The sequence below is a fragment of the Dankookia sp. P2 genome, assembly GCF_050632255.1.
Taxonomy (GTDB): Bacteria; Pseudomonadota; Alphaproteobacteria; order Acetobacterales; family Acetobacteraceae; genus Paracraurococcus.
Window position 1 is genome coordinate 3,081,437 of sequence record NZ_CP192581.1, and the last position, 21,173, is coordinate 3,102,609.

Below are 21,173 nucleotides of genomic sequence, written 5' to 3' on the forward strand. Positions count from 1 at the left end.
GGCCGAGCGGCGGTGGGCAAAAAAGGCCGCCCCGTGCTTCCCCGCACCGGGACGGCCGCAACGCCAGTTAGAGATCGCTCTGGGTGACCGAAGAAGCCTCACTCCTTCGATCAGCGGCCGAACGCCCGCCAAACTGCAAAGGTTCTATTTAGAACAAAATCCATAGCCCCAAGCGGGATCAGACCGCCCCTAACACTGAAGTTGAGGCTGCCCGCGGCTGGACTTTGCCCGTCGCACCATGGCGGCACGGCGCGGCAGCGATATTCGGATAAGGCCGGTGCATACCTTGGCTGTGAGGTGTGGGAGGGGCGCCGGCCGCAAAAGCGCGGTGTTGCTGCGGCTGCTGGCCGCCGGCAGTAGCGGGCTGCCATTCGTGAAGCTCGGCTTATGGCGGCAGGAGGCCCTCAAGCGCGCACGATGGTCCAAACGGTTGTCGAGGCGGCCGGGTACGGTACAGATGCTCGCCCGGGGCATTGAGGGGCACGTCGGTGGAGCAAACTGGGTTGCCTGATTGAGCTTACCAGCTGCGATCGACCTCACCTCGGTAAAGCCTGCGAGCGCCTCCGTAGGTCGGGGCCCGTCGACCCTCGCCCGGCGCCTGTCGTTGCTCGTGGCCGCGGTCGCGGTACCCCTCCTCGCACTCGCCGCCGCCGCCGTTTGGCACGCGCAGGACGGCACGCGGGCGCGGGCCGAGGATGCCTTGCTCGGTCGGACACGGGCGCTGGCGCTCGCTGTCGATCGCGAGTTCGATCGCGCCGAGGCACTGCTCGACGGTCTCGCCGCCTCCTCCGCCCTGGCCCGGGGCGATCTTGACGCTGTTGAGAGCGAGCTGCGCGCCGCCTCTGCCCAGTTTGGCGACGCGACCCTATCCTTGGTCGCCGCCGACGGCCGGATGGCACTGATGACAGCCTGGGCGTTGGGGGAACGTCGGAGGGGGTCCGCGCCCCCTGAGGCCGCGCAGCTGGTTCTCGCCTCGGGGCGCGCCGAGGTCACCGACCTGTTCCGCGGCACTGCAACGGGTAAGCCTGCGGTCGCCGTCGGCGTGCCCATCTTCGGCCCTCCCGATAGCACGGGGCAGCGCGCGGTGGCGGCAACCCTTGGCCTCTCCCTGCCACAGGCCCGTTTGGCTGCGGCGCTCGAGGCGCAGCGCGTGCCCGACATGCCTGGTTCGGTCGGCACGGTGGTGGATCGCACGGGAACAATCGTTGCCCGGACGCAGGGCGGTGACGGCATCGTCGGCCAATCGACACGGCCCGAGATCTGGAGCCGGGTGACCGCTGCACCCGAGGGCATCCTGCGCGGCACCACCACCCGCGAGGGCATTCCCGCGGTCATCGCCTTCTCGCACGGGTCCCGGAGCGGCTACGCCTACGTGCTGACCACCCCCGAGGCGGTGTTCGAGGCGCCGCTACGCGCCGCCCTTGTACGCATCCTGGGGCTGGGCGGGCTGATTGCCGCTGCGGGTGTTGCGCTCGCTGTCCTGCTCGCACGCCGCACGGTTGCGGCGTTCCGACGCCTGACTGCGCTGGTCACCGACGGAACCACGCCGGGACCGACCGGCTTGCGCGAGGCCGACGACCTCGCGGCGGCTTTTGCTGCCACGCTGGAAGCACGCAATCGGAGCGAGCGGCACCGGCGTCTTGTCGTCGCCGAGCTGAACCATCGCGTAAAAAACGTGCTTGCCACCGTACAGGCCGTGGTGGCGCAAACCTTGCGCAATGCCGGCTCCGCTGACCCTGCGCGGTTAGCTGCCGACCTCAATGGCCGCCTGCAAGCGCTCGCGCGGGCGCACGACCTGCTAACCGCGGCTTCCTGGGAGGCGGCCGATCTCGACGCGATGGCCCGCGCCGCACTCGCGCCCTGGCTCGGCGGGACCAGCGGCGGATCCCGCGTCGACCTCTCCTGCGACCTCGGCTCTGGACGGGTGGCACGGCTCTCCCCGGCGCAAGCGCAGACCCTGGCTCTGGCGCTGCACGAGTTGGCCACCAACGCGGCCAAGCACGGGCGCTCTCCACTCCCGACGGGCGGGTTGCCGTCACCTGCCGTGAGCAGTTGGATGGGGAGATTGAGCTGGAGTGGGTCGAGAGTGGCGGGCCGGCCATCCTCGGCACACCGACACGGCGCGGCTTCGGGACGCAAGCTGCTCGAGCGGGCGCTGGCGCGCGATCTGGGCACGGGTGCTGCGGTGGAACTGCGCTTTGAGCCGGACGGCCTGCAGGCCATCGTCCGCTTTGCGCCGCGCAATGCCGTTGCCTCGCAGAGGTGAGCACCTTCGTCGGTTGAGTAGTGCCCGGGCCGGGACCCCGCTGGGCTGGCGCTTATCCAAAACGCCCCGATTGACGGCGGCGGGGCGCTGGTCGTGATCCTCACCGCTTTGGGCGTCGTCGTCGCTGCGGTGACGGGATCCGCGTCGGTCGGATCACCGTCTCGCTAGACCATTTCGCTCTCGCGCATTTAACCCCATTTCGATACGCGTCTTATACAACCCTGCTGCTTATCGTTGTGACCGGGAGGCAGCAATGCGGGAAGTAGTCGCCACTCGCACCCGCATGGGATCCGCGGTAATGATAACTGCAGCGGTAGCAGGAGCAGCCTTAATGATTGCTCTTGCCATGGCATTGCTGCCCTTCGAGCTTTGTCGGCAGAGGATTTCAAATCTCTCGTCTCGGTCGAGGATCAGATCACAGCGGTCGGACATGGAGCAGCGTTTGCGCGCAGAAGCTATGACTAATACGGTCCTGCATCACAGAGTGCAGGCAGCGTCAGAGCCCATCCGGAAAGCGAATTGAATCGCCTGAATCGGATGTGATTCTGCTGTTCCTGCGGGCGATTCTGCGGGAGGAGACGGATGGCATGGACGGCGGAACATCGGCGTGCGGCGGACCGGCGGGGGCTGCGCTATCCCTCAGATTTGACGGATGCCGAGTGGGCGCTGGTTGCGCCACTGATCCGGCCAGCGAAGCACGGCGGCAGGCCCCGCAAGGTGGACGTGCGCGAGGTGTTGAACGCGGTGTTCTACGTGCTCTCCGCCGGCTGCCAATGGAGCGCGCTGCCGAAGGACCTGCCGCCGAAGAGCACGGTTTGGGATTACTTCTCGCGCTGGGAATGGGAAGGCACCATCGAGCGCATCCACCACGCGCTCTACGTCGCGGTGCGCGAGGAGTGCCGGGCGTGAGGCCAGCCCGACGACCGCGATCATCGACAGCCAGACGGCGAAGGGCGCGCAAGGGGGCTCTACGCTCGACCCGTCCGGCTACGACGCGGGCAAGAAGGTCGTCGGCCGCAAGCGCCACCTGCTGACCGATACCATCGGCATGCTACTCGCGGTCATCGTGCATCCCGCCAACGTGCAGGACCGCGATGGCGCCGAGCCGCTGCTGCGCCAGGCGCGCAGGCTGTTCCCCTTTGTCGAGCGCATCATCGGCGATGCAGGCTATCAGGGGCCGAAGATGGCCGCCGCCGTCGCCCGCACCGGTACATGGAAGATGGAGATCGTGCGACGCTGCGATAGGCACCGCTTCGTCGTGCTGCCGAAGCGCTGGATCGTCGAGCGCACCATCGGCTGGATCAGCCGCAACCGGCGGCTGGCCCGCGACTTCGAGCGGCATTGCCGCATCGCCGCCGCCTTCGTCCGCATGGCCATGATCCGCATCATGCTTCGACGGCTGGCAACAAAGCCCTCAGCATGAACCCAAACTTCCCGGATGGGCTCTCAGAGTGTTCTGAATGCGTCGTTACACTACTGCCCACCCACAGCCTCGCGTAGCATCAGCCAGCTGACCGCGCTGACCAGCCTCTTTGCAACCGCCTCTTCGGCCCGGCTGGAGGAAGTTGATGCGCTGGGCCCGGGCCACCATCGTGATCCGAACGTATACCCCGCTCAGATGGCCGGCTTCGGCGGCCAGCTTGTCGAGATCGGTGAGCATGGGCAGATCGCCTAACCAGCCATCCTGAATTCTTTTCTGACACCGGCGCTTGGTGCCCGAATGGCAGAGCAGACAGCGGCAGCGACATGCCGCAGACAGGAAGAACACCTGCTCAACCTCGCTGGTCGTTGAAAGCAGTGCCCTACTCACGCGAGCAAAATCGCGTACAGCTCCGACTATAAGTATTTCTAACAATCAATAGACGATGGCGCTCACAACAGAATTCATACACAACTATATGGGTAATTATACAATTTTTTAACTATTATAACATCCATTTCGCCTTACTGGGCGTCAGCCCCGCATCATCATTGCGACTCTGAACAAACTCGGGAGTTCGCAATGTCGCTGACAGCGCATGCGGCCAAGGATCCTGGCTGGGGACGCCTGTCACGGTTGGTCTCTCGCGTGCCGCGCCTGCTGCGTGATCTCCGATCACACCCCGGCTGGTTCCTGTTCTTCCTGTTCGGCCGCTTAATACCGGCGCGGCGCCTCGTCACTGCAGCGGCATCATGGCGCTCTGGCCCGGATGTGCCCACTGGAGGAAGCTGCCGAGGAGAGTTGGTTGGGCCACCGGTTGCCGCCGCCGTCAACACATTGCGGCAGGACGGCATCTGCCCTGACCTGCGTCTGTCAGAGGCTGCGGTTGCCGAGTTGCAGACCTACGCCCGCAGCCATCCCTGCTACGGCGGGCTCGATTGGCGCACGCGCTTTTCGTTCGATGAGCAGGCTGATGTGGAACGGCGCACCGGCCAAGCCCTGCTTGTAGGGCATTTCCCGGACACCGACCGCACCCTGCCCGGTCGTTGCTCGCTTGATCGACCATCCCTGGCTGCATGCGGTGGCGAGTGGCTATTTCGGCGCGCCGGCCACCATACTCGATGTGCGGCTTTGGTGGAGCTTTGCCAGCGCGTCGCCGAACAGGGCGGCGCTAAAGCTGGCCGCGCAAGACAGCTTCCACTTTGACCTGACAGACTGGAACCAGCTTAAGTTCTTTTTACCTGACCGATGTGGATGCCCGCTCCGGCCCACATCGCTTTGTGCTCGGCAGCCATACCCGGCGGCCCCTAGCGCACCAGGTCAGCCCGTTCTCGGCGAAGATGGATGCGCAGATCCTGGCTGCTTATGGCCCTGAGGCGGTGCAGACCATCACCGGACCGGCTGGCTTCGGCTTCGCCGAGGATCCCTTCGGCTACCACACCGGCGCGAGTGTCCAGGAAGGCGCGCGGCTCTGCTTGGAGATCTCCTTCGGGATCACTGGCATGCTCCGCAAACGCGAGTTTGGTCAGACGCGTCGCAACACGAGCGACCGGGCGTAGTGGCGCCGGTCGCTGATCGGAACGACGGGCTGACACGCCTCCGCCTCGTCTTCATCTCCTGGGTCATTGTCTTCCACCTTGATCTGCTGTTGCGGCTGACGGTGGACCTGCCGTGGCTGCGGCCGCTGATTGGGGCGGGCTATCTCGGCGTTGATGGCTTCTTCTTGCTGTCCGGCTTCGTGCTCTGGTTGGGCTATGGCTCCCGTCCGCCAATGGACACCGCAAGCCTGGGGCAGTTTTGGCTGCGGCGCTTTGCCCCGAACATGGCCGCTGCATATCCTGGTGCTGCTGGCGTTCGCCGTGCTGGTTAGCCTAGTTGTTGCCCTGGGCGGCCGCATCCACGATTCCTGAGCGCTTTGGGCTGCGTGAGTTTCTGCTCCAGGCCGCTCTGGTGCATGCCTGGGGAATGACAGAGCGGCTCTCCTGGAACTCTCCCTCCTGGGCGCTCTCGGTGGAATGGGCCGGCTATCTTGCCTTCCCGCTGCTGGTGCAAGTGTGGTGGCGAATTCCTGCTTTCGCCCTGTTCCCAGTGGCTGGGCTTTGTCTTGCTGGACTCTGGGTCATGGCGGAGGTGTCACCGGGAGGCGGGCTGAACCTTAGCCTGCATCTCGGCCTGCTTCGCTTCTTCCTGGAGTTCGCCATAGGGCTCAGCCTCGGAAGGCTGGCGACGGAGGGTCGGCTACCGACAGCACTACCGCTGCTGGCTGGAAGTGGCCTCGTTGTCGGACTTCTGTCTCGGTCTGATGCACTAGCTGTCGCAGGACTGGGCGCTTTAATCGCCGCCGTCTGGCAGCGCGGTGCGGCAGGCTCGACGTTGAAAAAGCCGGACTGCAGCCTCAGGCTCGGCGAAGCCTCCTTCGGGGTCTACATGTGCTGGGTCTTCGTCGAAGCTGGAGTGGTGGGGCTGCTGCGGGTCGTTCAGCCCAATCTGGCGGGGCGAGCGCTGCTCATGGCGGCGGGCCTTCCGGCGGCTTTGGGGGTCGGCTGGCTTGCTTGGCGCTATGTCGAAGAGCCAGCTTCGTCGGTGGGTATTGCATTCAGACAGGAAAGCCAGCGATGTCACCACGGCACTGCCGAGGTAAGGCTTACCATCCTCGGGCAACATCAGACCTGCGCGGAGAACGCATGTTAGGTTGCACCCGTGGTGATCGACCTTCGCCGCGCCGTGCGTACTTTGGGGCGAAAGTCCCGCGGCATTCTCTCCCGGCGGGGCGGGCCAGGAAAGGGAACCTCCACTCCTGCTTCTAGCGGCAACCTGCCCGGCTACCTCCTCGTGGCCAACCAGGCGTTTGAACGGGTGGTTGCCCGGTCAGCCGGTCCTTGCCCCAGCCAGCTGATCCCATGGGCTCGCCGGCGTCGCGCCAAGTTCGCGCATGCAGCGCAGCAGTAGCCCTAGCCGGCTCGCCGTTACCTGCTTGGCGGGGCGGCAGGACGCCATTAGCCGGCAGGCCAAAGACAGAGCCCAGCGGCCGTATCCTGTCAGGATCCAGCCCGGCACGTCAGCGACGCATTCCCGCTAGGCGGCAGCCTCGTCGGGCGCCAGTCAGGCCGGCGGGTTGCCGATCGGCACCGTCCCCTTCGGGCCTACCGGACAGCGGCGGCTGGGGTTCACGTCGTAGCTGCAGTGAAACTCGAGAAGCTCGGTTGGCGTGCGGGGGCGAGCCATGGGGCACCTCGGGAGTATGTACGCAATGGAACACCCAACCCTTTCGGGCCGCTCGACCAGGGCAGCCGCGGGTGCGGGCGGGGACGCTCTAGGCTCGAGACTCAATCAGGTTCATCCGATGAGGATGGCGGCGATGGCGACGGCTGAGGCGAAGTTGGCGGCGAGCTTGTCGTATCGGGTGTGGATGCGGCGCCAGTCCTTGAGGCGCCCCATGGTGCGCTCGATGATGTTGCGGGCATTGTAGAGTTTTCGGTCGAAGGGTTGCGGGTGCTTGCGGGTGGGGTTGTTCGGGATCACCGGCACGGTGCCGCGCTCGATCAGGAAGCCACGCAGGCCATTGCTGTCATAGGCGGTGTCGGCGAGCAGCCAGTCCGGCGCCGGCAGGTTGGCCAGCAAGCCGTGCGCCGCCCGGATGTCACCCATCTGGCCGGGGGTGACCGTGACGGCCAGCACCCGTCCGGCGCCGTCCGTCACGAGGTGGACCTTGGTCCCCCGACCACCGCGCGAGCGGCCTATGGCCTGGCGATCAGCCCCCTTTTCCGCCGGCGGCCGAGGCGGTGTGCCTTCGCGGTGGTGCTGTCGATCAACTGCAGCCCGCCCGGGGTCGCTTCGACCAGGGCGGCCAGCATGCCGGCCAGAGGCCGCGCCCGGACCATCGATGATAGCGATTGTAGATCGTCGTCGATGGCCCGTAGCGAGGCGGGGCAGTCCTGCCAGCGCCCGCCATGCTTCAGCATGTGCACGATCCGCTGATCACCCGGCGGTCATCCACTCGCTCCGGCCCGAGCTGGTTGGTGGGCAGCAACGGCTCCAGCACTGCCCATTGCCGGTCCAACAGCCAGAACTCACCCGCCATGATCCTTGCTCCCTCACCAAGGAGCTTGAATCACGCTCGCCCGCGTCGCGCCTACATATGATTGGGTTTGGAGCCTAGAGTTGCTCAGTTTTGCAGACGGACAAAGTTTGGCTCGTGCCTCTTGTGGCGCCAAAGTGGCTGGCGGTTTGCTCCTGTTCCACTCTCGTCTTATTCTTGGAGCAGGCGTGGGAACGCGCCATCTCCTTAGAAGCCGCGACGCAGGAAGTGCATTCCATGCAGATGCTCTTCGGTATCCGAAGGCAAGTCGAACAAATCCGAGCCTATGCGGCCGTGGTCACAGCGGAAGCGCAGGGCAGTCGAGACCAAGGACCTAGGCCCTGTTAGCGCCTGAACGCTGCGGCGTTGTTGGCGTTGGGCCGCCTTTGTGAAGGGGCGGCAGTGGTTCTGACAGATGAGCAATGGGCTGTGCTGGAGCCGCTGGTGGAGGCGTGCCGCCCGCACGCGAAGGTCCCGCCGAGCAACCTGCGGCGGACACTCTCGGCCATCATCGGGCGGCACACGAACAGGGCGAAGTGGCGCGCCGTGCCTGAGGCGTTCGGGCCGTGGTGGATGGCGGCGCAGACCTTCATTCGCTGGTCGCGCCTTGGCGTGTGGGAGCGACTGCTCGCCGTGGCGCAGGCACGCGGCGTCGAACTCGGCATGGCCTTCCTCGACGGCACCTCGATCCGCGCTCACCAGAAGGCGGCAGGGGCGGCCAAAAGCCGACACTTCGGCGCAGCGGGGCGCAGGTGAGGCGCTTGGCCGTTCTCGCGGCGGCTATGGCACCAAGGCCTGCGTGATCGCCGACGGGACAGGCCGCGCGGTTGCCTTTGCTCTTGCACCCGGCCAGGCGCACGAACTGCCCCATGCCATCCCGCTGCTCGCGCGCCTTCCCGGCGTGCCGGTCTGGGTAGTGGCCGACCGAGGCTACAGCAGCCACACCTTCCGCCAGCACCTCTGGGACCTCGGGACGCGGCCCGCCATCCCGCCGAAGATCAACGAGGTGACCGTCGCCTGCCCGGCGCCCGTCTACGCCAATCGCAACCGCGTCGAGCGCCTCTGGGCGAGGCTGAAAGAGTGGCGCGCCGTCGCCACCCGCTACGAGAAGACCGCCGCATCCTTCCTCGGCGTGCTCTGCCTCGCCGCCACCGCCGACTGGCTCAGGCGCTAACGGGGCCTAGCGTTCGCCAGCCGTCACCGCGGGCAGCTGCTGCAAACCGCTAAGAGCCCATCCGGGAAGTTTGGGTTCATGCTGAGGGCTTTGTTGCCAGCCGTCGAAGCATGATGCGGATCATGGCCATGCGGACGAAGGCGGCGGCGATGCGGCAATGCCGCTCGAAGTCGCGGGCCAGCCGCCGGTTGCGGCTGATCCAGCCGATGGTGCGCTCGACGATCCAGCGCTTCGGCAGCACGACGAAGCGGTGCCTATCGCAGCGTCGCACGATCTCCATCTTCCATGTACCGGTGCGGGCGACGGCGGCGGCCATCTTCGGCCCCTGATAGCCTGCATCGCCGATGATGCGCTCGACAAAGGGGAACAGCCTGCGCGCCTGGCGCAGCAGCGGCTCGGCGCCATCGCGGTCCTGCACGTTGGCGGGATGCACGATGACCGCGAGTAGCATGCCGATGGTATCGGTCAGCAGGTGGCGCTTGCGGCCGACGACCTTCTTGCCCGCGTCGTAGCCGGACGGGTCGAGCGTAGAGCCCCCTTTTGCGCGCCCTTCGCCGTCTGGCTGTCGATGATCGCGGTCGTCGGGCTGGCCTCACGCCCGGCACCCTCGCGCACCGCGACGTAGAGCGCGTGGTGGATGCGCTCGATGGTGCCTTCCCATTCCCAGCGCGAGAAGTAATCCCAAACCGTGCTCTTCGGCGGCAGGTCCTTCGGCAGCGCGCTCCATTGGCAGCCGGCGGAGAGCACGTAGAACACCGCGTTCAACACCTCGCGCACGTCCACCTTGCGGGGCCTGCCGCCGTGCTTCGCTGGCCGGATCAGTGGCGCAACCAGCGCCCACTCGGCATCCGTCAAATCTGAGGGATAGCGCAGCCCCCGCCGGTCCGCCGCACGCCGATGTTCCGCCGTCCATGCCATCCGTCTCCTCCCGCGAATCGCCCGCAGGAACAGCGAGATCACATCCGATTCAGGCGATTCAATTCCTTTCCGGATGGGCTCTTAGCTGAGTTCAGGCATCGGACTGCTGGCCGCACGTCAGCTACTGCTGCCGAACTCCTGGAGGAGAGCCGCCAGGGCAGGGTAGCGGACCTCACCGATGGGTCGGGCGCCTGAGGTGACGTTGGTTATCGATGCCAGCGTCGCCTTGAAGTGGGTGCTTGACGAGCCGGACAGCCATCTCGCCCAGGCACTCGCAGAGGGCGAGGAGGAACTCCTGATGCCGGACTTCTGGCTTAACGAGGCCACCAATATTTGCTGGCTCCAGGTATGGAAGCGGGTGTGGACGCCGAATGACGCACGAGAATGCTTGGCCCTGCTCCGCGAAATGGTGTTGCCAACCGACACTGCTGGCTTTGACCTTCACGACGTTGCCCTCGACATCGGTCTAGCAGTCAACCACTCGACGTACGACACCCTCTACGTAGCTTTCGCCGTTGCCATGGGCGCTCGGGGCGTGGTGGTCGCGGACGGGCCGTTCGCGGCCAATATGAGCCGCCACCCTGATCCCGTGCTCGCCGCCATCCTTATTCCGCTATCTGAGGGAGGGCGGGGAAGGGTTGGCTCATGACTAGGTGGTGGCTGCAGCATGGCCACTCTCATAATAAGCACCCTGGGATTGAACCCCTAGCTTAATAAGGCGAGCTTATAGAAGCGCGGTCTCGCTCGCGGGAAACCGCATTACCGCAAGCTGGGATGTACCTTGGTAAACTCCCACAGCGACGCCAGAGGGCAGGGGAGGGGCATGTGGGATGGTGCACCATCCCCGGATTCCGAGGTCTAATCGACATCGCCAACATCATCTCCTTGCCCATCGGAGCGCGAGGCAGACATCAGAGGCGATCCTGCCTATCCCTTGCCGGGACGCAGGCGCAGCCCAAGGACGACGGCGCCTCCCAGCGCGACGCCGATGCCGGCGACGCAACCGGTCCAGCCGAGCTGCTGATAGGCTTGGCCGAGCACGGCGCTGCCGACGAAGCCCGCCCGCGAAATAGGCCGCGAGGTACATGCCGCTGGCCGCGGCGCGGTCATGCGCGGCGATGCGGCCCACCAAGCCGGTGGCGACCGCTTGGGCGAGGAAGGTCCCGGCGGCGACCAACACCATGCCGCCGGCCACCGCCGGCAAGCTCGGCAGGAGGAGCAGCGGCAGGCCGAGTGCCGCCAGCACCAGCCCTCCCACCAGCGTCGGCCGCGCCCCGATCGCAGCAACGATCCTGCCCGCGAGCGGTGTGGTCGCGACCGACGGCAGGAACACCAGGCAGATCAGGCCAAGCTGCATCGGCGACAGCCCGAAGGCCGGCCCTGCCAGGACGAAGTTCACGTAGGTGAAGGTGCCGACGAAGGCGAACAAGATGCAAAAGCCGATCGCGAAGCAGGTCAGCAGGACAGGGTTGCGCAGATGGGTAGCCCAGCCGGCGCCGGTCCCGCCCGCGGTCGGCGCCACCCGATCGATGGTCGCATGGACCAGCGCTACCCCGGCGAGGTTGAGCAGCGCGAAGCCGAGAAAGCATCCCACCAGGCCGACATGGTCGACGAGCGCCGCCGCGCCGAGCCGCCCGACCAGATTGCTCGCTACGTTGCCTGTGACATAGGCGGCGAAGGCGCTGGCGGATTGCCTCATGGCGCAGCGCTCCCCCAGATGCGCGAGGGTCAGGGTGAAGGCCGTCGCCATGCACAGGCCCTGCACGACCCGCAGGGCGGCAAAGCTCGGTAGGTCCGGCGCGGCCGATAGCAGGGCGGTCGGCCCGCCCAGCAGCAACAGGCTGGCCAGGATACCGTGCCGCCGCGGCACGCGCCGGCCGAACAGCGCCACGCCGAGCGCCGCGACAGCCATGCCGAGCGTCGTCGCGTTGACCGCCGTGCTCATTTCCGCCGGGCTGACGCCGTAGCGTACCGCGAGGCTCGGCAGGATGGCCTGCGCGGCGAACAAGTCGACCAGCGTCAGGAAGGCTATCAGCCCGATCAGCAGGCTGCGATGCAGCGCGAGCCGCCCAGCCATCGCGGGCGGCGCCATCACCTGGGTCTGCGGCATGGCAAGGCTCCTCGCCTGGGGCACCGATCGCATCGGGCGCGGCCGCGCCGTCACATCATGTGCGGGTCTTCCGCCGCGCCGAAGACGTCGGCCGACAGGACTACCGCCGGGACCTTCCCGGTGTTGCGCCACCAGTGGACGACGCGATGATCTTCCGGCGTCGCCTGTCCGGCCCGGTGCACGATCGGCACCGCGCAGATGTTCTTGAACTCGGTCATTTCGCCGCTTTCGATGTAGATTAGCGCCGGACGATTCTCATGGCTGTGTACCGGCACCTCGCCGCCGGGCTGCACGACCAAGCGCCGCAGGCGGAGCTGGTAGCCGCGCAGCCCGATCTTTTCCTCGCCGAGGTCGAGCGAGGTGAGCACGACATCCGCCACGTCCTTGCCCTGCTTCGGGCCATCGATGCCGGCCGCCGTCGCCGCCTTCCCGGGTGGGCACTCCGCCGCCCTGGCGGAGGACGCGATGAGCGTGCCGCCCAGGCCCATTGCTGCCGCCACCATCATGCGCCGCGTCGCGGTGCCGTTCGTCGTCTCGGTCATCTCGCCTCTCCTGAACTGCGCGGCACTCCCGCCGCGTCGCCATGATCGGGATTGGCCCCTGCTTGCGGAAATGCCATTCGGTGATGCAGTCGATGCCCGCGCGTTATGCCGCATGCGGCATCAGGATGCGGCGCAGCGACCGGATGGCCCGGTGGGTGGCGACCTTGATGCTCCCCGGCGTCAGGCCGCTCCGTGCCGCCGCTTCGGCGACTGGCAACTCCGCCAACTTCGCAAATGCCAGCGCGGTACGCTGCACAGGTGGCAACGAGGCGATCGCGCGCCGCAGTTCCGCCGCTTCGAGATTGCCGAGTGCCCGTGCCGGTTCTTCCGCATCACTGTCGGGTAGGTCGCAGAGCGGGATGGCCTGCCGCAGTGGCTTGGCACGCCGCCGCAGCCGATCGATGCAACGGCGCTCGCGGAGAGCTGCCAGCCAAGGCCGGATCGGACGTCTCGGGTCCCAGCTGTCGCGGATCTGGTGTAGTGTGAGCAGCGTGTCCTGCACCGCATCCTCCGCCTCGGCGGAATCGGTCAGGCGGCGGCGCGCGATGCCGCGCAGAAAGGGCAGTGCCGCACGCAGCAGGCGGTCATAGGCGCGGGCGTCGCCGGCTTGTGCGGCGAGCATCCACGCTTCCCAGGTGCTATCCCCGGCCGCCACGCGGATTGTCGCTCAGAATCATGTCGCTGTCCTCCTGCCTGTATCATGGGCAACAGGGTCGGCCCTGCGCCGGGTTGCCGGCCAAGGCCGATGCTGCATCGGCCTGATGCCGGCCGGTCATGGCAGAAGGGTCAGCCCTCGGGCGACAGCAGCGGTGGCAGCGCGGCGGCGCTCTCCGGCCAGCGGTATTGCCGGATTGCCCGCACGAAGCTCGCCAGCGGCGAGGACCAGCGGCGGCCGGCGACCGTCACCAGGCACACCTCGCGGCTGACCTCCGGGTCCTGCACCGGGCGGGTGACCAGACCGGGATGGGTGGCGGAGTATTCCGGCAGGAAGCAAACGCCCATCCCGGCCGCGACCATCGTCTGGATCCAGTCCTCGCGCTCGCTGCGATAGGACCGGACAAGGTTGGCGCCGCAGGCTCGCACTGCTCGCGCAGGACATCGCGGAACTCGCAGTTGATCCGCTGCAGGTAGGTCTCGCCGTCCATGTCCTGCATCACCACCGCATTGCGCCTGGCAAAGCGATGCCCAACCGAGCAGGCGACCACGAAGCGCTCGGCGTAGAGCGGCTCGGCGCGTAGCCTTTCCTCGAAGCCGTCGGCCTTGGCCATCACCGCGACGTCGATTTCGCTCTGCAGCAGGGCTTGCGACAGGCGGGCGGGCACGCTCTCGCTCAGTGTCAGCTCGACGCCCGGGTGGTCGGCGTGGAAGCGGTTGAGGAAGCCGACGAAACGCAGCGGGCCGATCGTGCACATCACACCGAGGCGGAGATGCGCGCTTTCCAGTCGCAGGAAGCGCGTCGCTTGCGCCTTCGCCGCCGTGGTGCGCGCCACCACCTCCTCGAGATGCGGCTGCATCAGCCGGCCGAGCTCGGTCAGGTGGGTGTTGCCGCGCTCGCGCGAGAAGAGCAGCCCGCCCAACTCGTCCTCGAGCTTCTGGATGGCGCGGGTCAGCGCGGGTTGGGTGACGTTGCACTGCTCCGCCGCCCGCGTGAAATTCAGCGTGCGGCAGACCGCGAGGAAGTAGCGGATCTCATGGATTTCCATGACGCCTCCGGGGCCAGAACGCCGGTCCGATCCTTGTTCCGGACAGGCTACCACGCACGTGCCGAGCGCCACCATGACCTGCATTGATCGACATATTGCCCGTCCGGCATTGGCTGAGCGCGCCGGCCCTGCCGTAGCGTCGGCCCGGATGAGGCAGGATGAGGACGGTGCCATGACGACCATCATGACTCCCGCAGGGCTGGCCGAGTTGGCCGGCCCGCCGCGACCGCTGGAAGGGCGCGTGGCGATCGTGACCGGCTCGACCTCCGGCATCGGGCTCGGCATCGCCGAGGCGCTGGCCGCGCGCGGCGCAGCGGTTGTGCTGAACGGCTTCGGCCCAACCGAGGAGATTGCCGCCACCTGCCGGCACCTGGCCGAGATGCATGACGTGCCGGTGCGCCACGACGAGGCCGACATGGCGCAGCCGGCCGAGATCGCCGCCATGGTGGAGCGCACGGCGCGGCCTTCGGCCCGTGCGACATCCTGGTCAACAACGCCGGCATCCAGCACGTCGCGCAGATCGAGGACTTCCCGCCGGGGAAGTGGGACTCGGTCCTGGCGATCAACCTCTCCGCCGCGTTCCATGCGATGCGGGCGGTGCTGCCGCGCATGAAGGCGCGCCGCTTCGGGCGGATCGTCAACATCGCCTCGGCGCATGGCCTGGTCGCCTCGCCCTTCAAGTCGGCTTATGTCGCGGCCAAGCATGGCCTGGTCGGGCTGACCAAGGTCGCGGCGCTGGAGGCGGCCGAGAGCGGGGTGACCTGCAACGCGGTCTCGCCCCGGCTATGTCTGGACGCCGCTGGTTGCGGGCCAGGTCGCCCAGCAGGCGATAACGCATGGCCTGTCCGAGGAGGAGGTGGTGCGCAAGGTCTTCCTGGCCGAGCAGCCGAACCGCCGCTTCGCCACAATCGAGGAAGTCGCCGGCACCGTCGCCTTCCTCTGCTCGCGCTCCGCCGCCGCCTCCATCACTGGCATCGCGCTGCCGGTCGATGGCGGCTGGACGGCGCATTGAGGGGATGCCGACCATGGACGGGACCAGGGAGACTGGCGCGCCGCGACGGGAGCAGGTGGTGCTGGTACTGCAGGGCGGCGGCGCGCTCGGCGCCTATCGAGGCTGGCGTGTTCGAAGCACTTGCATGACGCGGGCATTGATCCGGACTGGGTGATCGGCACCTCGATCGGCGCGATCAACGCCGCACTGATCGCCGGCAACGCGCCGGGCGACCGGCTGCCGCGGCTGAGAGCCTTCTGGGACCGGGTCGCGCATGACCCGCTGCTGGAGAGCTGGGCCAGCATGACCGGCCTGTCGGCGGTGCTGCCGCGCTGGGCGACGCTGGCGGGCGGCGTCGCCGGCTTCTTCCGGCCCCAACCCGCTGGCCTTCTTCGGCCTGCAGGTGCCGCTGACGCCGGAGCGCGCGCAGGGCTACTACCCACCGTGCCGCTGGCCGGCACGCTGGCCGGGCTGATCGATCCGGCCCGGCTGCGGGCGGGCGCGCCGCGACGGCGATCGGCGCCGCCAATGTCCGCACCGGCGAGATGCGCTACTTCGACAGCCGCGACATGCCGCTCGGCATCCTGCATGTCATGGCTTCTGGCGCGCTGCCGCCGGCCTTCCCCGCGGTGCGGATCGACGGCGAGCTGTGGTGGGATGGCGGCATCCTGTCCAACACGCCCGTCGGAATGCGTCTTCGACGACAACCCGCGGCGGGATCTGCTGGTCTTCCGCCGTGCATATCTGGAACCCGACGGGGCAGAGCCCGGAACCATCGCGCAGGTGCCGCATCGGCAGAAGGACTGACCGCAACATGCCAGCCGGGCCGCCAGCCACATCAGGCGCCGGCGGGCAGATGCACCGGCTGCGGCACGTGATCGAGGCGCTGGCGACCAAGCTGCCGCCCGAGGCGCAGGGGCGATCCCGCGGTGCGGGAGCTGGCCGCCTATGGCTGTCGCACGGTGATGCACGTGGTGCGGCTGCTGGCACCCGGCCTCGACCAGGAGGACCATGCCAAGGACATCGACTTCAGCCGCGCTGGCATCCGCGCGCGGTTGGGCGGCAGGCTTGGCCGACACGCGCCGGACCCTGGCAGCCCGGCCGTGGGAGCAAGCAGCCGATCCGCTGGAAGGCTTCGTGCTGCACAAGCTGCGACGCGAGGCGATGCCGGTGGCGGGCTGAGATGAGGCGGAGGACCGGTTCGATGCGCAGCATGGTCATCGGCCATCACCTTGCTGGCTGGGCTTGCGGGCCAGGCGGCGGCAGGTCCGGCCGAGGAGGCGCGGCGCCTCTATGCCGACTTCGTCGTGGCGCAGAACGCAAATGACCTGGCTCGGGTCCGTGGCCTACTACTGGACAGCCCAGGCTTCCTCTGGGTCACCAATGGCCTGTCGGTCTGGGGGCCGGACGCAGCGGTAGCGCGGCTCGCCCGGTTCCATGCGAATGAGGTCTGGCGCATCGAGCCCGACGAGGATCGCGCCCGCACCGTCGAGGTCGCCGCCGATGCGGCCTTCCTCCATGTGCCGCTGACACTGACCGTCGGGTCAGGCGGTGCGGCCGTCGCACTACCGCATCCTCATCACCGCGCTCTGCGCCGACACGCCGGCGGGCTGGCGCATCGCCGCGCTGTTCACGACTGACGAGAACCGCGACGAGGCCGGGCGTTGAGCCATGCCGCGCCCTGCAACTCCAGCCCCGGCGTTGCGGATGCTGGCGGGCTGCGTCCTGCTACTCTGCGCTGGTGCGGCCAGCCAGGCGCGTGGACAGCCCGATACTCCGCCACCAGCACGCGCCCACTGCTGCGGGTCATCACCGGTCACGCTGCGCCCTTCGTACGGCTGCCCGGTACGCCGGTCTCCGGCCACAGCATCGAGGTCTGGCAGGAGGTCGCACGGCGCCTCGGCGTGGACACCGCCTGGACCGTGCTGCGCAGACCTCAGCGACGAGGCGCAGGTCGACGCGGTCGTCGAAGGCCGGGCGGACCTCGCCATCTCCGCACTTGCCATCACTGCCGAACGCGAGGCGCGGGTCGACTTCAGCCTGCCATACGTCGATTCCGGGCTGCAGGTCCTGGTGGCCGCGGAGAATGCCCATCCGCTCGCTGCCATGCTGTCGGCCTTGCTGTCGCCGGCGATCCGGGACCTGCTCGCCGTCGGTACGATCATCATGTTGGCGCTGGCACATCTTCTCTGGCTGGTAGAGCGCCGGCACGATCCCGCCTTTCAGCGACCCTACCCGCGCGCAATCGCGGAGGGGCTGTGGGGCGTGGTGCTGATCGTCGCCACCGGCGAACATGGCGATCGCCATACTCCGCGCGTGGTGAAGCGCCTTACGGCTCGCCATGCTGTGGCTGCTTGGGATTGTGATGATCGCTCAGTTCACCGCGACGGTGACGGCGGCGCTGACGGTAGACCAGCTTCGCTCGGATATTCGCGGGCCGAACGATCTGCCGGGCCGGACCATTGCGACCGCGCCCGGCAGCATCGCCGCAGCTTGGCTGCAGGCCCATGACCTACCCTTCGTGCCGGTCTCGGACACCGAGCACGCCTACGGGATGCTGGTCCGCGGCGAGATCCAGGCGATCGTCTACGAGGCGCCGCAGTGCAGGCATTGGCTTGCAATGCGCGGACCGAGCATGGCAGCGCTGGTCGGCCCGGTGTTCCGGCCCGAGCACTACGGGATCGCCCTCCCACCTGGCAGCCCACTGCGCAAGCCGATCAACGTCGCGCTGCTGGCGATGCAGGAGGACGGCACCGCGGACGCGATCGGTCGGCGCTGGTTCGGCATGCCGCACTAAGCGAACCGCTGCGGGCTTGCAGGAGGCAGTCAGACGTAAATCCTCCTCAGATTTCCTGGTCCAGCTTGGCGGGAATCGACCGGATAAGGCTCAATGTGGAGTCGTGGTCCCGACGATAATGGGGATCTGCTGCAGGAATGCTCTCCTGAGTGACGCTGTTCTTGCAAAGGCATGTGCTGGTATCCTCGGCAGGGTAAATCTCGTTATGGCGCGTACCGGGTGAAGACGAAGTCGTCCGCCTTTGCCGCACGGGAATGGCAAGGGGCACATGTGCCGGAGCAGAACGTCGCTGCGGTTCGGCTTGCCGTCTTCAAACTGGCCATATCCCCAACCGCCAGTGCCGGCGTATCTCCGCGAATCTTTGACACTGATCTGGACATTCGTCGCAGCCCCGGGCACGAAGGATTGGGCTTGGCCGAAGACCGCATTGTTTTCAGCTGACGGCACGTATTGCCACGCCAGCCTAGCGATGATTCCTCCGTCAGGGAAAGGGCGTGTTCTGTCACGGAAGGCCCTCACCGCGACGTCGTTCCCGAGAATGGCCTGTATGTCGTTGAGGCTACCAGCCTCATGGGCGACGCTGACGAGTTGCCAGTCGCGGTACCCGGCAGGAAGCCTGACGCCGAAGACCGCCGAAGCGTCGTCATCGGCGCTCCCTGCCGCGGCCGGGGCCAACGCCAGGACGCATGCCGCTGACATTCTAATGCATGTTTGAGAAGCTAAGCACGGCATTCGACCGCCCTCCTTTCACCTAGCCAAAGGTCGCACTGAAGAGCGACAGTCCCGGCATCTCTGCCTCGACAACCAGCAGATGCTCGCCATAGGCGGTCCCGTCGTGCAGCGTATAGAGTGTCGGCCGACCAACCTCGATCTCCTCCGCCGCGCTGCCATCCACCGAGACCCGCAGCCTCCCGCCCCGCGTCGCGGCCGCCACCAGATGCTGCTTCGAGGCGGAGAAGCGCAGGCGCAGTCCGCCGCGCTCCGAGCGAAGCACCAGCGCCTCCTCCTCGCGGTTCCAACTGCCATCGAGTTGGTACTGGTTCAGCCGCGGGCCATCGCCCGTGAAGGCATAGGCCGCCTCGCCCCTTCGCGGCGACTGAGCGCGGTCCTGGGGCGTGAGGTGCTGCGCGCCAAAATAGATCTCGGGCGAACGGATCCGCGACAGGTCCAGGTCATCGCCCGGCCTGCCGACGGGCCTGGACGTGGACAGGCCGAGCAGGGCCTGGATCGCGCCCTCCATCTCGCGCGCATAGCCCTCGCCCTCACGTAGCAGGACGATCCGGCCGTCACGGTCCAATAGGTAGAATGCAGGCCAGACCCGGTTGCTCCAGGCCCGCCACGTCTGGAAGTTGTTGTCCTGGCCCACGGGGTAGCTGATGCCGAACTCGCGGACCGCATCCTCCACGTTGTGGCGGACGCGCTCAAAACCGAATCTGGGCGTGTGGATGCCGACAACCCTGCAGACCGTACGGGCCGTACTCCGCCTGCCAGCGGTTGAGATAGGATACTGTGCGGCGGCAGTTAATGCAGGAATAGGTCCAGAAATCGACCAGCACCACCTCGCCGCGCAGCCCCGTGATGGTCAGTGGCGCCGGGGAGTTGAGCCAGCCGTCAATGCCGACGAATTCCGGCGTCCCGCGCGACTGGGCGGCGCTGCGGGTAATGGATGGCAGGCTTGCCATCGCGGCGCCGGCGGCCAGCAGCACTGGCAGGAACGAGCGACGGTCCATAGGATCCTCCTTGCCTGACCGGCGCCGCTCAGGCGGCGTCCGCGTCGATGACGGCCTGGGCGAATTCGCGCGGCGCTTCCTGCGGCAGGTTGTGACCGATCCCGCCCTTGATGAGCCGATGTGCGTACCGGCCGGTGAACCGCCCGGCATAGGACGCTGGGTCGGGATGCGGCGCGCCATTGGCGTCGCCTTCCAGAGTGATGGTCGGCACCCGGATGGAGGGTGCCTCGGCCAAGCGCTGCTCCAGCTCATCGTATTGCTGCTCGCCCTGGGCCAGTCCGATCCGCCACCGGTAGTTGTGGATGACGATGCTGACATGGTCCGGATTGTCGAAGGCCTGAGCACTCCGCTCGAAGGTCGCGTCGTCGAAATCCCACCGAGGCGAGGCGGTCTGCCAAATGAGCTTGGCGAAATCTCTCCGATAAGCCTCGTAGCCGGCGCGGCCACGGCTGGTGGCAAAGTAGAATTGGTACCACCAGGCGAGTTCCGCCCGCGGCGGCAGCGGTACCTTATTCGCCTCCGGGCTGCCGATCAGGTAGCCGCTGACTGAGACGAGTGCCTTACAGCGCTCCGGCCAGAGGGCCGCCATGATATTGGCTGTCCGCGCGCCCCAGTCATAGCCAGCGATCACCGCCCGCTGGATGCCGAGCGCGTCCAGCAGCGCGATCATGTCGACCGCAAGCGCCGATTGCTGGCCGTTGCGCACCGTCTCCTGTGAAAGGAAGCGCGTGGCACCGTAGCCACGGAGATAGGGGATGATCACCCGGTATCCGGCCGCAGCAGCAGCGGCGCAACCTCGACATAGCTGTGGATGTCATAGGGCCAGCCATGCAGCAGGAGGACGGCAGGACCGTCCGGGCGGCCGGCTTCCGCATAGCCAATATTCAGCAGCCCGGCTTCGACCTGCCTCCAGCTGTGCAAAGGCGGTGCTGCCGCCAAAGCGTTGAGCCGTTGCCGAACTGGAAAGCGCGAGCTGGGCGGCCAAGCCGACTGCGGCGCCACTTAGAAGCCTGACGGCGGCGCGGGTTGATGGTCTCGGGCTGCATGGAAGCCTCCTGGGTGCCGTGACAAGCAGGTGGACCATGCCGCACCGGCCCGCCCTCCGCTTGCAGGCGGCCTTTAGAGTGGCTTGAGATGCCAATGATTTCTGGCCCTGTCGGCCCATGCTAGCCTCGGGGCGTCATTTACGGGCGGCGGCGTGTTTTACCAGTTTGGGACATCAACCCTCGATCCGGCCCGGCGCGAGTTGCGCCAGGGCGGCAGTCTCGTCAGCCTGGAACCGCAGGTCTTCGACCTGCTGGAGTTCCTTATCCGAACGCGGGAGCGCGTCGTCAGCCGCGACGACCTCATGGCCGAGGTCTGGCATGGCCGCATCGTCTCGGAGGCAACGCTCAGCAGCCGGATCAATGCGGCCCGGGCCGCGATAGGTGACAATGGCGCCGAG

At 67.2% G+C, this 21,173-nt stretch carries 23 protein-coding genes and 6 pseudogenes; 17 read left to right on the forward strand and 12 right to left on the reverse strand.

The window, feature by feature from the left end; genetic code table 11:
• Positions 1-610: 610 nt before the first annotated feature.
• The 6 genes from ACQ86J_RS18215 (at position 611) to ACQ86J_RS18240 (ending at position 6,377) form a co-directional block, all read left to right on the forward strand.
• Positions 611-2,266, forward strand: a complete 1,656-nt coding sequence (locus ACQ86J_RS18215) for a sensor histidine kinase (protein ID WP_431272453.1) — start codon at positions 611-613, stop codon at positions 2,264-2,266.
• A gap of 582 nt (positions 2,267-2,848) precedes the next feature.
• Positions 2,849-3,689, forward strand: a protein-coding gene (locus ACQ86J_RS18220) for an IS5 family transposase (protein WP_431272187.1) whose coding sequence is annotated in 2 segments (ribosomal slippage) — positions 2,849-3,160 and positions 3,162-3,689 — 840 coding nt in all. Because the reading frame shifts where the segments join, the coding sequence is not laid out codon by codon here.
• A 579-nt stretch (positions 3,690-4,268) separates the two neighbouring features.
• Entirely contained in the window at positions 4,269-4,892 is a 624-nt protein-coding gene (locus ACQ86J_RS18225) for a hypothetical protein (RefSeq protein WP_431272188.1), read from the forward strand.
• Between the two features lie 134 nt (positions 4,893-5,026).
• Positions 5,027-5,245 (forward strand): hypothetical protein, encoded by a 219-nt coding sequence (locus ACQ86J_RS18230; RefSeq protein WP_431272189.1) that lies wholly within the window; start codon positions 5,027-5,029, stop codon positions 5,243-5,245.
• Complete coding sequence (locus ACQ86J_RS18235) at positions 5,245-5,556, forward strand: acyltransferase family protein (RefSeq protein ID WP_431272190.1); 312 nt, start codon at positions 5,245-5,247, stop codon at positions 5,554-5,556. The genes ACQ86J_RS18230 and ACQ86J_RS18235 overlap by 1 nt, the downstream gene beginning before the upstream one ends.
• 8 nt (positions 5,557-5,564) lie before the next feature.
• Positions 5,565-6,377 carry an acyltransferase family protein gene (locus ACQ86J_RS18240; protein ID WP_431272191.1) on the forward strand — a complete coding sequence of 271 codons (813 nt, stop codon included), beginning with the start codon at positions 5,565-5,567 and terminating at the stop codon, positions 6,375-6,377.
• A gap of 645 nt (positions 6,378-7,022) precedes the next feature.
• Here the strand turns inward: ACQ86J_RS18240 and ACQ86J_RS18245 are convergent.
• Positions 7,023-7,767 (reverse strand): annotated as a pseudogene (locus ACQ86J_RS18245) (IS5 family transposase).
• A gap of 399 nt (positions 7,768-8,166) precedes the next feature.
• On the opposite strand from ACQ86J_RS18245, the gene ACQ86J_RS18250 reads away from it, so the two are divergent.
• Positions 8,167-8,938 (forward strand): IS5 family transposase gene (locus ACQ86J_RS18250; RefSeq protein WP_431272454.1). Its coding sequence is split into 2 segments (ribosomal slippage): positions 8,167-8,486 and positions 8,485-8,938, totalling 774 coding nucleotides; the frame shifts between segments, so codons are not numbered across the junction.
• 76 nt (positions 8,939-9,014) lie between these two features.
• Here the strand turns inward: ACQ86J_RS18250 and ACQ86J_RS18255 are convergent.
• Positions 9,015-9,856, reverse strand: a protein-coding gene (locus tag ACQ86J_RS18255; protein WP_431270778.1) for an IS5 family transposase whose coding sequence is annotated in 2 segments (ribosomal slippage) — positions 9,015-9,475 and positions 9,475-9,856 — 843 coding nt in all. Because the reading frame shifts where the segments join, the coding sequence is not laid out codon by codon here.
• A gap of 196 nt (positions 9,857-10,052) precedes the next feature.
• Between ACQ86J_RS18255 and ACQ86J_RS18260 the strand changes: the two genes are divergently transcribed.
• Positions 10,053-10,505: a type II toxin-antitoxin system VapC family toxin gene (locus ACQ86J_RS18260; protein ID WP_431272192.1), complete on the forward strand. Its 453-nt coding sequence runs from the start codon at positions 10,053-10,055 to the stop codon at positions 10,503-10,505.
• A gap of 228 nt (positions 10,506-10,733) precedes the next feature.
• Here ACQ86J_RS18260 and ACQ86J_RS18265 read toward each other — a convergent pair whose 3' ends face one another.
• The 4 genes and pseudogenes from ACQ86J_RS18265 to ACQ86J_RS18280 all read right to left on the reverse strand — a co-directional run bounded on the left by ACQ86J_RS18265 (position 10,734) and on the right by ACQ86J_RS18280 (position 14,496).
• Positions 10,734-11,966 carry an MFS transporter gene (locus ACQ86J_RS18265; RefSeq protein ID WP_431272193.1) on the reverse strand — a complete coding sequence of 411 codons (1,233 nt, stop codon included), beginning with the start codon at positions 11,964-11,966 and terminating at the stop codon, positions 10,734-10,736.
• 50 nt (positions 11,967-12,016) lie between these two features.
• The gene (locus ACQ86J_RS18270; RefSeq protein ID WP_431272194.1) at positions 12,017-12,508 is read right to left on the reverse strand and encodes a cupin domain-containing protein; all 492 of its coding nucleotides are present in this window, start codon (positions 12,506-12,508) and stop codon (positions 12,017-12,019) included.
• Positions 12,509-12,611: 103 nt separating this feature from the next.
• Positions 12,612-13,130: an RNA polymerase sigma factor gene (locus ACQ86J_RS18275; RefSeq protein WP_431272195.1), complete on the reverse strand. Its 519-nt coding sequence runs from the start codon at positions 13,128-13,130 to the stop codon at positions 12,612-12,614.
• Between the two features lie 164 nt (positions 13,131-13,294).
• Positions 13,295-14,496, reverse strand: a pseudogene (locus tag ACQ86J_RS18280) (LysR family transcriptional regulator).
• Here ACQ86J_RS18280 and ACQ86J_RS18285 point away from each other — a divergent pair.
• The 8 genes and pseudogenes from ACQ86J_RS18285 to ACQ86J_RS18320 form a co-directional block, all read left to right on the forward strand.
• Positions 14,396-14,934 (forward strand): annotated as a pseudogene (locus ACQ86J_RS18285) (SDR family NAD(P)-dependent oxidoreductase); the annotation flags it as partial. The pseudogenes ACQ86J_RS18280 and ACQ86J_RS18285 overlap by 101 nt on opposite strands.
• Positions 14,935-15,070: 136 nt before the next feature.
• Positions 15,071-15,223: an SDR family oxidoreductase gene (locus tag ACQ86J_RS18290; protein WP_431272455.1), complete on the forward strand. Its 153-nt coding sequence runs from the start codon at positions 15,071-15,073 to the stop codon at positions 15,221-15,223.
• A 150-nt stretch (positions 15,224-15,373) separates the two neighbouring features.
• Positions 15,374-15,664 (forward strand): annotated as a pseudogene (locus tag ACQ86J_RS18295) (patatin-like phospholipase family protein); the annotation flags it as partial.
• Positions 15,665-15,771: 107 nt separating this feature from the next.
• On the forward strand, positions 15,772-16,080 hold the full coding sequence (locus ACQ86J_RS18300; protein ID WP_431272456.1) for a patatin-like phospholipase family protein: 309 nt from the start codon (positions 15,772-15,774) through the stop codon (positions 16,078-16,080).
• Between the two features lie 51 nt (positions 16,081-16,131).
• Positions 16,132-16,389 (forward strand): DUF3734 domain-containing protein, encoded by a 258-nt coding sequence (locus ACQ86J_RS18305; protein WP_431272196.1) that lies wholly within the window; start codon positions 16,132-16,134, stop codon positions 16,387-16,389.
• A gap of 45 nt (positions 16,390-16,434) precedes the next feature.
• A complete protein-coding gene (locus ACQ86J_RS18310) occupies positions 16,435-16,842 on the forward strand; it encodes a hypothetical protein (protein ID WP_431272197.1) in 408 nt (135 codons plus the stop codon).
• Positions 16,843-16,909: 67 nt separating this feature from the next.
• Positions 16,910-17,341, forward strand: a pseudogene (locus ACQ86J_RS18315) (transporter substrate-binding domain-containing protein); the annotation flags it as partial.
• 202 nt (positions 17,342-17,543) lie between these two features.
• Positions 17,544-17,999: a hypothetical protein gene (locus ACQ86J_RS18320; protein ID WP_431272849.1), complete on the forward strand. Its 456-nt coding sequence runs from the start codon at positions 17,544-17,546 to the stop codon at positions 17,997-17,999.
• Positions 18,000-18,089: 90 nt separating this feature from the next.
• Here the strand turns inward: ACQ86J_RS18320 and ACQ86J_RS18325 are convergent, their stop codons facing one another.
• The 6 genes from ACQ86J_RS18325 to ACQ86J_RS18350 form a co-directional block, all read right to left on the reverse strand.
• Entirely contained in the window at positions 18,090-18,731 is a 642-nt protein-coding gene (locus tag ACQ86J_RS18325) for a cytochrome P460 family protein (RefSeq protein ID WP_431272198.1), read from the reverse strand.
• 19 nt (positions 18,732-18,750) lie between these two features.
• Entirely contained in the window at positions 18,751-19,404 is a 654-nt protein-coding gene (locus ACQ86J_RS18330; protein WP_431272199.1) for a hypothetical protein, read from the reverse strand.
• A 16-nt stretch (positions 19,405-19,420) separates the two neighbouring features.
• Complete coding sequence (locus ACQ86J_RS18335; protein WP_431272200.1) at positions 19,421-19,729, reverse strand: hypothetical protein; 309 nt, start codon at positions 19,727-19,729, stop codon at positions 19,421-19,423.
• Between the two features lie 28 nt (positions 19,730-19,757).
• A complete protein-coding gene (locus tag ACQ86J_RS18340) occupies positions 19,758-20,492 on the reverse strand; it encodes an alpha/beta fold hydrolase (RefSeq protein WP_431272201.1) in 735 nt (244 codons plus the stop codon).
• Positions 20,489-20,650, reverse strand: a complete 162-nt coding sequence (locus ACQ86J_RS18345) for an alpha/beta fold hydrolase (RefSeq protein ID WP_431272202.1) — start codon at positions 20,648-20,650, stop codon at positions 20,489-20,491. The genes ACQ86J_RS18340 and ACQ86J_RS18345 overlap by 4 nt, the downstream gene beginning before the upstream one ends.
• A 298-nt stretch (positions 20,651-20,948) precedes the next feature.
• Positions 20,949-21,095, reverse strand: a complete 147-nt coding sequence (locus tag ACQ86J_RS18350; RefSeq protein ID WP_431272850.1) for a hypothetical protein — start codon at positions 21,093-21,095, stop codon at positions 20,949-20,951.
• Here ACQ86J_RS18350 and ACQ86J_RS18355 point away from each other — a divergent pair.
• A pseudogene (locus tag ACQ86J_RS18355) lies at positions 21,039-21,155 on the forward strand (hypothetical protein); the annotation flags it as partial. The gene ACQ86J_RS18350 and the pseudogene ACQ86J_RS18355 overlap by 57 nt on opposite strands.
• Between the last annotated feature and the right edge of the window lie 18 nt (positions 21,156-21,173).

What these genes read in the sequence shown, in the direction of transcription:
- ACQ86J_RS18270 (WP_431272194.1), bottom strand. Translation starts at nt 12,508, where the DNA reads ATGACCGAGACGACGAACGGCACCGCGACGCGGCGCATGATGGTGGCG.
- ACQ86J_RS18325 (WP_431272198.1), bottom strand. Translation starts at nt 18,731, where the DNA reads ATGCCGTGCTTAGCTTCTCAAACATGCATTAGAATGTCAGCGGCATGC.
- ACQ86J_RS18335 (WP_431272200.1), bottom strand. Translation starts at nt 19,729, where the DNA reads ATGGACCGTCGCTCGTTCCTGCCAGTGCTGCTGGCCGCCGGCGCCGCG.
- ACQ86J_RS18320 (WP_431272849.1), top strand. Translation starts at nt 17,544, where the DNA reads ATGCTGTGGCTGCTTGGGATTGTGATGATCGCTCAGTTCACCGCGACG.
- ACQ86J_RS18230 (WP_431272189.1), top strand. Translation starts at nt 5,027, where the DNA reads ATGGATGCGCAGATCCTGGCTGCTTATGGCCCTGAGGCGGTGCAGACC.
- ACQ86J_RS18350 (WP_431272850.1), bottom strand. Translation starts at nt 21,095, where the DNA reads ATGCCAGACCTCGGCCATGAGGTCGTCGCGGCTGACGACGCGCTCCCG.
- ACQ86J_RS18225 (WP_431272188.1), top strand. Translation starts at nt 4,269, where the DNA reads ATGTCGCTGACAGCGCATGCGGCCAAGGATCCTGGCTGGGGACGCCTG.
- ACQ86J_RS18275 (WP_431272195.1), bottom strand. Translation starts at nt 13,130, where the DNA reads ATGCTCGCCGCACAAGCCGGCGACGCCCGCGCCTATGACCGCCTGCTG.
- ACQ86J_RS18300 (WP_431272456.1), top strand. Translation starts at nt 15,772, where the DNA reads ATGCCGCTCGGCATCCTGCATGTCATGGCTTCTGGCGCGCTGCCGCCG.
- ACQ86J_RS18265 (WP_431272193.1), bottom strand. Translation starts at nt 11,966, where the DNA reads ATGCCGCAGACCCAGGTGATGGCGCCGCCCGCGATGGCTGGGCGGCTC.